Below are 12,356 nucleotides of genomic sequence, written 5' to 3'. Positions count from 1 at the left end.
CCAAAACTGCTATAAGGAAGTGTCAATCATGAGAAAACCAATTATAGCTGGGAACTGGAAAATGAACAAAACACTTGGCGAAGCAGTCAGCTTCGTTGAAGAAGTCAAGTCATCTATTCCATCTCCTGACAAAGTGGAATCCATTGTCTGTGCGCCAGCTCTTTTCCTCGAAAAGCTAAACAGCCTATCAAACGGAACAGACCTTAAAATTGGTGCACAAAACATGCACTTTGAAGAAAATGGTGCATTCACTGGTGAAATCAGCCCTGCTGCTTTAAAAGATTTAGGCATCGGCTATTCAGTGATTGGGCATTCAGAGCGCCGTGAATTCTTTGCTGAAACAGATGAAACAGTGAACAAAAAAGCACATGCTGCATTCAAGCATGGCATCGTTCCAATCATTTGTGTAGGTGAAACGCTTGAAGAGCGTGAAGCTGGCAAAACAAATGAACTTGTCGCTGATCAAGTGAAGAAAGCACTAGCTGGTTTAACGAAGCAGCAAGTTGCTGAATCTGTGATTGCATATGAGCCAATCTGGGCTATCGGTACAGGAAAATCTTCTACAGCGAAAGATGCAAACGACGTTTGCGCACACATCCGCCAAACCGTTGCAAGCGAATTTGGTCAAGAAGCGGCAGACAGCCTTCGCATTCAATATGGCGGAAGCGTGAAGCCGGCAAATATTAAAGAATATATGGCAGAATCCGATATTGACGGTGCTTTGGTAGGCGGCGCAAGCTTAGAACCTCAGTCTTTCGTTCAATTATTGGAGGAAGGTCAATATGAGTAAGAAACCAGCTGCATTAATCATCTTAGACGGGTTCGGTTTAAGAGGCGAAACAGTCGGTAACGCTGTCGCACAAGCAAAAAAGCCGAACTTTGACCGCTACTGGAACGAATTTCCGCATCAAACCTTAACGGCTTCAGGTGAGGCAGTAGGTCTACCGGAAGGTCAAATGGGGAACTCTGAAGTTGGGCATTTGAACATCGGTGCAGGACGCATTGTGTATCAAAGCTTAACAAGGGTGAATGTTGCCATTCGTGAAGGGGAATTTGAGAAAAACGAAACGTTCCTAGATGCAATGACGTATGCAAAAGAGAATGACAAGGCGCTTCATTTATTTGGACTCTTGTCAGACGGCGGTGTGCACAGTCACATCCAGCATCTTTTTGCCCTGCTGAAGCTGGCGAAAAAAGAAGGCTTAACAAAGGTATACATTCATGGCTTCTTGGACGGACGTGATGTTGGTCAGAAGACAGCCAAAGTGTACTTAAAACAGCTGGAAGAACAAATCAAAGAAATCGGTGTCGGTGAAGTGGCAACACTTTCAGGACGCTATTATTCAATGGACCGTGACAAACGCTGGGATCGTGTGGAGAAAGCGTACCGCGCGATGGCATATGGTGAAGGGCCAAGTTATCAAAACATCTATGATGTCGTTGATGACTCCTATGAAAATGGAATCTACGATGAATTCGTTATTCCATCTGTCATTACGAGAGAAAATGGTGAGCCGGTTGCCAAAGTAAACGACGGCGACTCTGTGATTTTCTATAACTTCCGTCCAGACCGTGCCATCCAAATCTCGAACACTTTCACAAATGCAGATTTCCGCTCGTTTGACCGCGGAGAAGCTCATCCGAAGAATTTACACTTCGTCTGCTTCACACACTTCAGTGAAACGGTTGATGGCTATGTTGCCTTCAAACCAGTGAATTTGGATAACACAGTAGGAGAAGTACTTTCTCAAAACGGATTGAAACAGCTGCGGATTGCTGAAACAGAGAAATATCCTCATGTCACGTTCTTTATGAGCGGTGGACGTGAAGAAGAATTTCCTGGTGAAGACCGCATCTTAATCAATTCACCAGATGTAGCAACCTATGACCTCAAGCCAGAAATGAGTGCTTACGAGGTAAAGGATGCACTTGTTGCAGACATCAATGCTGACAAGCATGATGCGATCATTCTGAACTTTGCTAACCCGGATATGGTTGGTCATTCAGGTATGCTCGAGCCAACAATCAAAGCCATTGAAGCAGTAGATGAGTGCTTAGGAGCTGTAGTCGACGCAATCCTGGCAAAAGGCGGACATGCCATCATCACGGCAGACCACGGTAACGCAGACGTGCTGATTACCGAAGAAGGAAAGCCGCATACTGCACATACAACGAATCCTGTACCAGTCATCGTGACGAAAAAAGGTGCGACGCTTAGAGAAGGCGGCATTTTAGCTGATCTATCTCCAACGCTTTTAGACTTACTTGGTCTTGAAAAACCAAAAGAGATGACAGGAACATCATTAATTCAGAAATAAAAAAATTGATTCAAAAGGAGAGAAATAACGATGCCATACATTGTTGACGTATATGCACGCGAAGTATTAGACTCTCGCGGTAACCCAACAGTTGAAGTAGAAGTTTACACAGAATCTGGCGGCTTTGGCCGTGCGCTTGTTCCAAGTGGTGCTTCTACTGGTGAATATGAAGCAGTAGAACTACGTGACGGAGACAAAGACCGTTACCTTGGAAAAGGTGTTCTGACAGCTGTAAACAACGTAAACGAAATCATTGCACCAGAGCTTTTAGGCTTTGATGTAACAGAACAAGTAGCGATTGACAAAATGTTAATCGAACTTGACGGAACAGAAAACAAAGGGAAATTAGGCGCAAACGCAATCCTTGGCGTATCTATCGCTGTAGCACGTGCGGCTGCTGATTTCTTACAAATTCCACTTTATCAATACCTTGGTGGATTCAACTCCAAAACGCTTCCAGTACCAATGATGAACATCGTCAACGGCGGAGAGCATGCGGATAATAACGTAGACATTCAAGAATTCATGATTATGCCTGTAGGTGCTCCAAACTTCCGTGAAGCACTTCGCATGGGCGCTCAAATCTTCCATAGCCTGAAATCTGTATTAAGCGCAAAAGGCTTAAACACAGCTGTAGGTGACGAAGGTGGATTCGCTCCAAACCTTGGTTCTAACGAAGAAGCACTTCAAACAATCGTTGAAGCGATCGAAAAAGCTGGCTTCAAACCAGGTGAAGAAGTGAAACTTGCAATGGATGCTGCATCTTCTGAGTTCTACAACAAAGAAGACGGTAAATATCATTTATCAGGCGAAGGTGTTGTGAAAACATCTGCTGAAATGGTTGACTGGTATGAAGATATGGTATCGAAATACCCAATCATCTCTATCGAAGACGGCCTTGATGAAAACGACTGGGAAGGTCACAAACTATTAACTGAGCGCCTTGGCAGCAAGGTTCAGCTAGTAGGAGATGACTTGTTCGTAACGAACACGAAGAAGCTTTCTGAAGGAATCAAAAACGGCGTTGGTAACTCAATCCTAATCAAAGTAAACCAAATCGGTACATTAACTGAAACATTTGATGCAATCGAAATGGCAAAACGTGCAGGATACACAGCTGTTATCTCTCACCGTTCTGGTGAAACTGAAGACAGCACGATTGCAGACATCGCTGTTGCAACAAACGCTGGACAAATCAAAACAGGTGCTCCGTCTCGTACGGACCGTGTGGCGAAATACAACCAATTACTTCGCATCGAAGATCAATTGGCTGAAACAGCACAATATCACGGCATTGCAACATTCTATAACTTGAATAAATAATGTCAGCTATGCGCTGCGTTCCGCTCTTTCATGAGAGCGGGGCGCAGCGTTTTTTTGTGTTAAGCGAAATCCTCTGGCTAATTCATTTGACTTATCCTATTTCTGTAAAAAATCCTCCTTCAGTTAGAGAAGAAGGCAAAATCCCCTCCATTTATAAGCACTAAATCATGAAAAATCGACTAAAAATATGATCTGAAATGAACTTATGCTTTCTGTAAGGGGGTGGTATCATTTTACATATATTAGGGGGTGATGAGATGCTGAATCCTTTTAGCCTTCGTTTTCCAGTAGGTGTATATATGTATGTTCTTCACCTATTGGCGGCATATGATGAAAGGAAGCAACGAATTCTAACTTCTAAGAATGTACAGAAAAACGCATTTTGGATTTATGTCCTTGCCGCTATATTGGGCATTATTTCACTTGGAGCATTGATTTGGGCATGCAAGACCTTTGGACGAGGCTCCAAATTTTTAGGTGAGTTCAAATTATTAGGCATGTACGTTAAAATCCAGTGCGGTTTTTAACAGGGATGAGAACAGATGCAAGGGCATCTGTTCTATCTGAAACAAACGGAGGGATATGATGCTGACATTACGATTAAAAGAAAAAACATTTAGCCGCACCTTCTCTCTCCGCAATATTCAAATGAATGTCGAGAAAGGGCAGATGCTGCTGCTTTTGGGGCATAATGGTGCGGGAAAGACGACGATAATCCAATCCATGTTTGGGCTGACGCCATTTAAAGGATGCGTCACTTTACATGGTAAACAGCTGAACCTTCAATCCTCAGAACATATCTCCTTGTTGAAAAAACATGTGTCCTATATTCCTGACGAGCATTCGTTGTTCGATTATTTATCACCGAGGGAATACTTTCAATTACTTCAGCTGCCAAATGAGCAAGATGTCACACGGGAAGAGACGTTCATTGATCTGTTTGAGCTGGGTTCGTATATGGATCAGCCTATCGCTCAGCTGTCTCATGGCAATCAAAAGAAAACGCAGATCATTTCACAGCTCCTCAGGCCATGTGATTATTATGTGTTCGATGAGCCAACGAACGGTCTTGATCCAGATATGATGATCATCTTAAAAAAGGTGCTTATGAAGCTGAGAGATCAAGGCGCTGGCATTCTCATTTCAACCCATCATTTGAGCTTTGGTGATACGCTTTATGACCATCTCATGATCTTAAGAAATGGGGACGTCAAGCTGGATATGTCCCGCCAAGAAACGACTCAGACATTTCCTCATCAGGCACTTGAAGAGATTTATAAAGAAATGAATCGAGATTACTATATGCAGGTGGAGAGGTTACTCAATGATTTGGACACGACACGTTCTTCATAAAATAGAATGGGGGATGCTGACAACGAAAGGAAAGCAGCTCGCAAAAAAGTACCCTATACAGCTTCTAGCAGCCGCGGTTTTTTTCTTGCTCATGTACGCGATATACGTCGTTATCAGTCTGCGCTTTTTCATGCAGGCGGGAGAAAGTGAGCCGGCTGCTCTATATCTCCAATTGATGAAAATGACGCTTTTACTTTTAGGCGCAGGTATTGTGTTATCCCGCAATAAATTAAAGCGTCAGGAATATCAATTCTACTTTTTGAATAGTGCGATACAAAGTGTGCCATTTGTCCTTTGTGTGTATTTCTTTCCAGTGCTCTTTTGTTTCCTTATGGTTGGACTGCTTTTTTTGCCGATTGTTTTAGGCCTTTTGATCAGCGGTCAGGCACTATCTCTGTATTGGATAACGGCTGTATGCATAACTTGCTGTGTACTGGCGCTGCTTGCACTTGCTTCTTGGATGGTGATGCGGATTGCTGTGAGCCGTTTCGTATCAAAAACAAAAGAGCATTTGCTGCTGCAAACGCTCGGCTTTGCGGTGCTGAATCTATTGGTGTTTCTCCTTTTGAAAAAAGCAATGGAAATGATCCGAGTATGGCCATTAGTCTATCTCATATTTCTCGTGATCCTTCTAAGCGCTGGCTGGCTATGGCTGAAGGGGTTAGCGGCTTCTTATGTCCATCAGATGTTTTTGCAGCTGAAAACAGAGGTAAAGTCGTTTTCTTACAAGAAAATCAGAACGCAATCTTCCTTTCTGACGCACCTGCGGCAGGAATTGGTCTATTTCAGCCGGTCAGCTGTTTTTAAAGAACAGGGCATTTTGTTTTTATTTCTCGTTTGTTTGACTGCGGGGCTGCCTATTGTTTTTACACCTGTAGAAACCGGCTGGATGTATGCTTTTATTGTGCAGTATGCATTAAAGGAAATATTGATCATGCTTCCACTGATGATTGGCAGAGAATATCATATGAATCAAAGGGCCATCTTTATGTTAAATACATCAAAGGGTGCTTATTTATTGTCGAGAATTTTATTTTATTACGCTATTAATTTGTTGATATATTTTGTGTTTATTGGGTTTGCATCTATGGTGATAGGTATTGAAAGTGAAGGTCATGGCCTCGCAAGTTTGTCCATTTTGTTGATCACTGCCATGGCGGCCTGTACAGGGTTTATCGTGAAGATCAGTGAGTTTAATAAACTGTTTGTCATCGTGATGATGATTGCTGTATTCAGCTTTATCGATATGCTTTTATTGAAGTGGTTTTCATCAGATGTGTATCTTCTCGCCACCGCCTATTTGTTAGGTTCACTTGCATTTTATAGCTGTATATATACGGTCATGTTAAAGAGGCCTGTCTTGCGATGATAGAACTTGTGTGTAGTTTCCTAGCGGTTGTGATGATACATGAACTCGGTCATATGCTGATGATCATGTTGTGTAACAAGATCGAAAAAAGGCCGCTCTTTGATTTTGTGATCACGATTGATTGGAAGCATGTGGCGGTCGTCCATGAGAAATTTGTCCGGCCGAGCTTCAATATGATAGTGGCACTTGCAGGCCCGCTCTTTCCAGTGCTTTGTTCGCTTGTGCTTTTTATGATATGGAAGCATCCTGTTAGTCATCAGCTGCTGTTTTTTTCTTTACTGAATACGGTGATGCTGCATCCAGCTTGCCCTGACGGAAAAAATATCACAGCCAGTTTAAAAGAGATGAAGGAGAGAAAGAGATGATCAAAGTATTTCATTCGTTTTCCAGCGGTATAACACTTGCGATGCTGTATGTATTTGCTGTGTTTATGACCCCTGTTTTTTTACTGCTGCTAGAGGTCAATCATGTTGAATCAAGCCCAACATTGTTTGGCATGCCATTTTATATCATGAAAATTGAAGAGTATCAATTCAGCTCAGAGGCGACGCTCTTTGGATGTATGGTCTGCTTTTTAGCTGGCGCCGTGCTTTATTTCTTCATTCAATATGTGAAGCATGTGGTAAAAAAACGCAGAACATAAAAAAGCAGACGGACGGAACAAAACATCAGTCTGCTTGCAAAGTGAGTGACAGCCGTACCATATCCATACACTGAATGCCATTTTCAAAAATCGGTTCATCATAATGCTTAAGAAAGAAATCGTGGTCAATAGATATCATGCGGAAGCCGCATTTCTGATAAAGTGCGAGCTGCTGAATGCTCGAGTTGCCTGTGCCGATTTCAACCGTGTGAAAACCTGCGGCTTTCGCTTCAGCAATGGCATGGCGGATCAGCTGCTTCCCAATTCCTTTTCCTTGCCATGATTCCTTCACGGCGACATTGATGATTTCGACTGTCTGCTGAGACAGAGATAAAAGCACATAGACACCAATCACGTCCTGTTCATGATACGCGACATAACAAGAGCCGGATTGCACATAAGTAAGAACCTTTTCCTTGGAAGGATCAGCTAAGAGTAAAAGATCCATTGGGACAGATTGATCACCTGACAATGGCCGAATGTGTATCATATTTTTTCATCCTTTCTATTCTTTAATATATCCTTGTTTCACACCCCAATCATATTGATCCTGTACCCATTGTGAGGGCGGATTGTGGGTGACATTTGGGTCTTTTTTGACAGTTGGTTGCCTTGCAGCCTGTGCGCTCTGTTTATTTGCTTGAGCAGTGGCTTTCGCTGCTGTCAGCTCTTTTTGAAGCTGGTCAATTTTTGACTCAAGTATTTTACGCTGCTTGACTTCTTTTTGATAGGCTTTCTTTTCGTTTTTGAGCTTTTTGGTGATGGTAGACAGTTTCTTTTTTTGTTTTTCGTTTTCATGCTTCATATCCGCTTGATCTGATGTTAACTTCGAAAGCTGCTCATCGTTCGTTTTGCTTTCTTGCTGATATTTTTCCTCAGCTGCTTTGATGGTCTGCTGCTGCCAAACCATCCAGCCGGCTGCTCCTAAAACCGCAACAGATAGAAGGATAATGGTGATCGTTTTCTTCATGTGTCATTCCCCTTTCTATAAAACCTTTATTATCATCGGTTAAATATAGACAGGTTTTAACATCACAAGGGAATATTCACATCAGATTGGCAGACACTATGAAAAAAGGAGGGTGTCTGTTGATTTCCTTTATGATTCATGTCGTGGTCTCATTATTTGCTGTATCAAACCCTATTGGAAACGTGCCTCTTTTCATCACTTTAACAGAGGGATATACAGAGAAAGAACGCTCCCAGACAGCCAAAAAAGCCATTGTGGTCTCTTTCATTATTCTGGTTGCCTTTCTATTGGCTGGGAGGCTCATTTTCAAATTGTTTGGTATCGATATTCATGCACTCCGTATCGCCGGAGGTATTTTTATTTTTGGTATCGCTTACAATTTACTGAATGCAAAGGAGTCACATGTCCAAAATCCTCATTCTGAGGAAAAGGCAGAAAGTATAGAAAAGGCGGATGTTTCCGTTACGCCGCTGGCGATTCCGATCATCGCTGGTCCCGGTACAATCGCTACAGTGATGAGTTTAACCCCGGGAAGTCAAGGGATGCTTCACATGTTTACGATTTTAATCGGCATTGTCATCGTTCTGGCAATGACCTTTTATGCCTTTCATTATTCAAGTTTCATTATGCGGAAAATGGGGAAAACAGAGATGAATGTCGTGACGCGGTTAATGGGATTAATTCTTGCTGTAGTGGCAGTTGAAATGATCGGTGCAGGCTTAAAAGGGATGTTTCCAATGTTTATGCAATAAGTGTATATAAAAAAGCTGTTTTTTTCTACAATGATGTAAAATAAAACAGCTTTTTTTAAGGTTTCGGCACATGCTTAAACACTTCTTCACTTTCAAAGAATTCAATTAAGCGGCTAATCCAATCATAGTAATCAAGACTTTCCTTGATTTCTGAAAGAAGCAGATTGATTTTATCCTCTGTCTCTTCTGGCAGGTCGTCCTGTTCAAGCAGCTCCAGCAATTCCTTGCACGTTTTCTTATGTGCCTTGCGGTTTTTGCTGACAACTCGGGACCAATTGGCTGCAAACAAGGAAATAAACGTTTGGTATTGATCTTGCTCAACGTCATATAGATCTTTACGTATTCCTTTTTCATAAACCTTTTCCGCAATATTCAAATCAAGCATTTCTCGAACGACTTGACTCATTCTCGTTTTGCTCATGCCTGTCGCCTCTGATAGCTCTCCAAGCGTCATTGGTTTACGGTTCATGTGAATGATACCAAGCACTCTACCCACTGTAGAAGAAAGACCAAAGGCATTCATGTTCTCGGCAGCTTTTTCAATATAATGATCCTGTGCTTTTTGAATGGCACCTAACGCTTGCTTGTCCACTCCCCGATTCATCCCTTCACGACTGACAATTTGTAACACAATATATCATATACCTGTTTGTTGATGAAAACAATAAATATTGAGTATTTGCTCGTAATTTGGAGGAAAAAGGAGAGATCTCTATCTAGCAGGCCGTTAACTGAAAATTTTAAATAAATGTTATGCAATACAAACACATCATAAACTTTTTATTTTATAAAGTTTGCACTATAATAAATAAGGTGTAAATTTTCTGAAAATATTGATCCGACTAATGGAGGTGTCTCATTTGCTGAAACTAGAGAATGTATCTAAGACGTATAAAGGCGGAAAAAAAGCTGTCAAAAATATTGATTTAGAAATAGCAAAAGGAGAATTTATTTGTTTTATTGGACCGAGTGGCTGTGGTAAGACAACAACCATGAAGATGATTAACCGACTCATCGAACCTTCCTCAGGAAAAATCTTTATCGAGGGAGAAAACATTATGAAAAAAGATCCAGTTCAATTAAGAAGAGAAATTGGCTATGTGATTCAGCAAATTGGACTGTTCCCCCATATGACCATCGCACAAAACATTTCACTTGTTCCGAAGCTGTTAAAATGGCCGGAAGAAAAACGAAAAGAACGGGCACGTGAACTGCTGAAGCTTGTCGACATGGGACCGGAATATTTAGAGCGCTATCCTCATGAACTCAGCGGAGGACAGCAGCAGCGCATCGGTGTTCTTCGCGCACTAGCAGCGGAACCCCCTCTGATCCTCATGGATGAACCGTTTGGCGCACTTGATCCAATCACACGAGATTCATTGCAGGAAGAATTTAAGAAACTGCAAAAAACATTAAATAAAACCATCGTATTCGTCACACATGACATGGACGAAGCTATTAAACTAGCTGATCGAATTGTGATTTTAAAAGATGGAGAGATTGTCCAAGTAGGAACGCCTGACGATATTCTGCGGAATCCAGCCAATGAATTCGTAGAAGAATTCATCGGCAAAGAACGTCTGCTTCAATCAAATCCTAATATGGAACGTGTAGAACAAATGATGAACACGTCACCAGTCACCGTTACAGTTGAAAAAACATTAACAGATGCCATCTACATCATGAGAGAAAAGCGGGTCGATTCCTTGCTTGTAGTAGATGAACATCATGTGCTAAAAGGCTATATCGATATTGAAACAATCGATGCGAACCGCAGAAAAGCAGCTTTCGTTGGTGATATTTTAAATACAGAGTTCTATACCGTACAAGAAGGCGCACTTCTAAGAGACACTGTCCGGAAAATCTTAATACGCGGCATTAAATATGTACCGGTTGTGGATGCAGAAGGGCACTTAAAAGGCATTGTGACACGTGCAAGTCTTGTAGATGTTGTGTACGACTCCATTTGGGGAGACGATACGCCGGCGGCTGTCACTGAAATGAAGTAAGGGAGGTGTACACATGGATCAAATCATCGACTTTCTAGAGAAAAATGGTGGGGAACTCCTCACAAAAATGTGGGAGCATTTATATATTTCCTTAATTGCTGTTGTGCTTGGTATTATCGTTGCCGTTCCTTTAGGTGTGGTCCTCACACGAATGAAGCGAGGCGCAGGTTTTATCATCGGTATCGTGAATATCTTTCAAACACTCCCTAGTTTAGCGATTCTTGCCTTTTTTATTCCTATTTTGGGGGTTGGGAAAATACCTGCAATCGTTGCTCTCTTTTTCTATTCGGTTTTACCTATTTTAAGAAATACGTATGCCGGGGTTCAAGGTGTGAACAAAAACTTGCTTGAATCCGGTAAAGGAATCGGGATGACAACATGGGAACAAATTCGTCTTGTTGAACTCCCGCTTGCTGTACCGGTCATTATGGCAGGTGTCAGAACGTCAACGATATATTTGATTGGCTGGACAACACTTGCAGCCTTTATCGGTGGAGGCGGTCTAGGTGACTACATTTTAATTGGACTTCAGCTGTATCAGCCGGAATTTATTATTGCGGGTGCGATACCAGTCACAATTTTAGCAGTCATCATCGACCTATCATTAATGAAGCTGGAGAAAAAAGTAACACCAGAAGGCTTAAAAGGATTGAAGGAAGTTTCATAAGGAGTTGGCTTATGTGAAGAATCGAAAAACAAAATGGATCAGTGCACTGCTTGCCGGATGCTTGCTATTGATAAGCGGCTGTTCACTTCCTGGACTAGCCGGCTCCTCAGGGGGCACGCTGCGAATTGGAGCACAAAACTTTACCGAATCAGAAATTATGGCCTATATGGTTGGCGATATGATCGAACATTACACAGATAAAAAGACGACTATTGTGAAAAACCTAGGCTCCAACACTGTGCAGCAGAAAGCAATGGAAAACGGAGATGTCGACATTTCTGCGACAAGATATTCAGGCACGGATTTAACAAGCACGCTTGGAATGGATGCGGAAAAAGACCCGGAGCGTGCCATGGAGATCGTCCAAAAAGAATTTAAAAAGCGCTATGATTACAAATGGTTTGATTCTTATGGATTTGATAATACGTATGCCTTTGCTGTGACGCAGAAGATGGCGAAGGAAAATAAGTTAGAAAAGGTCTCTGATTTGAAAAAGAATGCGAACAATTACCGATTTGGTGTCGATAATATTTGGCTCAAAAAGAAAGGCGACGGCTATGACGGGTTCGTGAAAACATACGGAATCAAATTTGGCAGCACGTATCCGATGCAGATTGGTTTAGTCTATGATGCTCTAAAGAATGAAAAAATGGATATTGTGCTTGCCTATTCAACAGATGGACGAATCAAGGCCTATAACCTTAAAATCTTAAAAGATGATAAACGGTTCTTCCCGCCGTATGATGCATCACCAGTAGTCCCGGAGAAAGTCTTAAAAGAAAATCCAGGGCTTGATAAGGTGATCAACAGGCTGATCGGAAAAATTGATACAGAACAAATGCAAGAGCTGAACTATCAAGTCGACGGGGAGCTTCAAGAACCAGCAACCGTTGCGAAGAATTTCCTGAAAAAACACAATTACTTTGAGTAAGATGGGGAGGTGTCACGGCTG

General features: G+C 42.0%; 15 protein-coding genes. 12 read left to right on the top strand and 3 right to left on the bottom strand.

The annotated features are described in order from the left end of the window. The first annotated feature begins 28 nt into the window (after positions 1-28). The 8 genes from tpiA to NSU11_RS16430 all read left to right on the top strand — a co-directional run bounded on the left by tpiA (position 29) and on the right by NSU11_RS16430 (position 7,006). Entirely contained in the window at positions 29-790 is a 762-nt protein-coding gene (gene tpiA / locus NSU11_RS16465; protein ID WP_017359213.1) for a triose-phosphate isomerase, read from the top strand. Continuing rightward, entirely contained in the window at positions 783-2,318 is a 1,536-nt protein-coding gene (gene gpmI, locus NSU11_RS16460; RefSeq protein WP_024423499.1) for a 2,3-bisphosphoglycerate-independent phosphoglycerate mutase, read from the top strand. The genes tpiA and gpmI overlap by 8 nt, the downstream gene beginning before the upstream one ends. A 30-nt stretch (positions 2,319-2,348) precedes the next feature. Beyond that, the gene (gene eno / locus NSU11_RS16455; protein WP_003212752.1) at positions 2,349-3,641 is read left to right on the top strand and encodes a phosphopyruvate hydratase; all 1,293 of its coding nucleotides are present in this window, start codon (positions 2,349-2,351) and stop codon (positions 3,639-3,641) included. 257 nt (positions 3,642-3,898) lie between these two features. Next, positions 3,899-4,168 carry a hypothetical protein gene (locus NSU11_RS16450; protein ID WP_024423498.1) on the top strand — a complete coding sequence of 90 codons (270 nt, stop codon included), beginning with the start codon at positions 3,899-3,901 and terminating at the stop codon, positions 4,166-4,168. Between the two features lie 58 nt (positions 4,169-4,226). Further along, a complete protein-coding gene (locus NSU11_RS16445) occupies positions 4,227-4,994 on the top strand; it encodes an ABC transporter ATP-binding protein (protein WP_135031210.1) in 768 nt (255 codons plus the stop codon). Beyond that, complete coding sequence (locus NSU11_RS16440; RefSeq protein WP_149126281.1) at positions 4,966-6,363, top strand: hypothetical protein; 1,398 nt, start codon at positions 4,966-4,968, stop codon at positions 6,361-6,363. The genes NSU11_RS16445 and NSU11_RS16440 overlap by 29 nt, the downstream gene beginning before the upstream one ends. Continuing rightward, positions 6,360-6,728 (top strand): hypothetical protein, encoded by a 369-nt coding sequence (locus tag NSU11_RS16435; RefSeq protein ID WP_098677548.1) that lies wholly within the window; start codon positions 6,360-6,362, stop codon positions 6,726-6,728. The genes NSU11_RS16440 and NSU11_RS16435 overlap by 4 nt, the downstream gene beginning before the upstream one ends. Continuing rightward, a complete protein-coding gene (locus tag NSU11_RS16430; protein ID WP_149126282.1) occupies positions 6,725-7,006 on the top strand; it encodes a hypothetical protein in 282 nt (93 codons plus the stop codon). Before NSU11_RS16435 ends, NSU11_RS16430 begins: the two co-directional genes overlap by 4 nt. A gap of 25 nt (positions 7,007-7,031) precedes the next feature. Here the strand turns inward: NSU11_RS16430 and NSU11_RS16425 are convergent, their stop codons facing one another. Both NSU11_RS16425 and NSU11_RS16420 read right to left on the bottom strand, forming a co-directional pair. Next, the gene (locus tag NSU11_RS16425; protein ID WP_149126283.1) at positions 7,032-7,496 is read right to left on the bottom strand and encodes a GNAT family N-acetyltransferase; all 465 of its coding nucleotides are present in this window, start codon (positions 7,494-7,496) and stop codon (positions 7,032-7,034) included. Between the two features lie 15 nt (positions 7,497-7,511). After that, positions 7,512-7,976, bottom strand: a complete 465-nt coding sequence (locus NSU11_RS16420) for a hypothetical protein (RefSeq protein ID WP_149126284.1) — start codon at positions 7,974-7,976, stop codon at positions 7,512-7,514. Between the two features lie 119 nt (positions 7,977-8,095). On the opposite strand from NSU11_RS16420, the gene NSU11_RS16415 reads away from it, so the two are divergent. After that, complete coding sequence (locus NSU11_RS16415) at positions 8,096-8,728, top strand: NAAT family transporter (protein ID WP_024423491.1); 633 nt, start codon at positions 8,096-8,098, stop codon at positions 8,726-8,728. A 55-nt stretch (positions 8,729-8,783) separates the two neighbouring features. Here the strand turns inward: NSU11_RS16415 and NSU11_RS16410 are convergent, their stop codons facing one another. Beyond that, complete coding sequence (locus NSU11_RS16410) at positions 8,784-9,320, bottom strand: GbsR/MarR family transcriptional regulator (protein WP_024426065.1); 537 nt, start codon at positions 9,318-9,320, stop codon at positions 8,784-8,786. A gap of 268 nt (positions 9,321-9,588) precedes the next feature. On the opposite strand from NSU11_RS16410, the gene NSU11_RS16405 reads away from it, so the two are divergent. From NSU11_RS16405 to NSU11_RS16395, 3 genes are read left to right on the top strand one after another with little or no spacing between them, the layout of a single operon-like run. Further along, entirely contained in the window at positions 9,589-10,737 is a 1,149-nt protein-coding gene (locus tag NSU11_RS16405) for a betaine/proline/choline family ABC transporter ATP-binding protein (protein ID WP_025094044.1), read from the top strand. A 13-nt stretch (positions 10,738-10,750) separates the two neighbouring features. Beyond that, positions 10,751-11,404 carry an ABC transporter permease gene (locus tag NSU11_RS16400; RefSeq protein WP_025094045.1) on the top strand — a complete coding sequence of 218 codons (654 nt, stop codon included), beginning with the start codon at positions 10,751-10,753 and terminating at the stop codon, positions 11,402-11,404. A 13-nt stretch (positions 11,405-11,417) separates the two neighbouring features. Continuing rightward, positions 11,418-12,335 carry an osmoprotectant ABC transporter substrate-binding protein gene (locus NSU11_RS16395; RefSeq protein ID WP_056765774.1) on the top strand — a complete coding sequence of 306 codons (918 nt, stop codon included), beginning with the start codon at positions 11,418-11,420 and terminating at the stop codon, positions 12,333-12,335. Positions 12,336-12,356 lie beyond the last annotated feature (21 nt).

The organism is Bacillus sp. FSL R5-0712 (assembly GCF_038593285.1).
In the GTDB taxonomy this organism is placed as follows: Bacteria; Bacillota; Bacilli; order Bacillales; family Bacillaceae; genus Bacillus; species Bacillus safensis.
Note: the sequence above shows the minus strand (reverse complement) of the source record. Positions and strands in the feature narration are given on the sequence as shown.

Bases quoted from the DNA above. Each gene is read 5' to 3' on its own strand.
- tpiA (WP_017359213.1), top strand. From the start codon at position 29: ATGAGAAAACCAATTATAGCTGGGAACTGGAAAATGAACAAAACACTT.
- gpmI (WP_024423499.1), top strand. From the start codon at position 783: ATGAGTAAGAAACCAGCTGCATTAATCATCTTAGACGGGTTCGGTTTA.
- eno (WP_003212752.1), top strand. From the start codon at position 2,349: ATGCCATACATTGTTGACGTATATGCACGCGAAGTATTAGACTCTCGC.
- NSU11_RS16450 (WP_024423498.1), top strand. From the start codon at position 3,899: ATGCTGAATCCTTTTAGCCTTCGTTTTCCAGTAGGTGTATATATGTAT.
- NSU11_RS16445 (WP_135031210.1), top strand. From the start codon at position 4,227: ATGCTGACATTACGATTAAAAGAAAAAACATTTAGCCGCACCTTCTCT.
- NSU11_RS16440 (WP_149126281.1), top strand. From the start codon at position 4,966: ATGATTTGGACACGACACGTTCTTCATAAAATAGAATGGGGGATGCTG.
- NSU11_RS16435 (WP_098677548.1), top strand. From the start codon at position 6,360: ATGATAGAACTTGTGTGTAGTTTCCTAGCGGTTGTGATGATACATGAA.
- NSU11_RS16430 (WP_149126282.1), top strand. From the start codon at position 6,725: ATGATCAAAGTATTTCATTCGTTTTCCAGCGGTATAACACTTGCGATG.
- NSU11_RS16425 (WP_149126283.1), bottom strand. From the start codon at position 7,496: ATGATACACATTCGGCCATTGTCAGGTGATCAATCTGTCCCAATGGAT.
- NSU11_RS16420 (WP_149126284.1), bottom strand. From the start codon at position 7,976: ATGAAGAAAACGATCACCATTATCCTTCTATCTGTTGCGGTTTTAGGA.
- NSU11_RS16400 (WP_025094045.1), top strand. From the start codon at position 10,751: ATGGATCAAATCATCGACTTTCTAGAGAAAAATGGTGGGGAACTCCTC.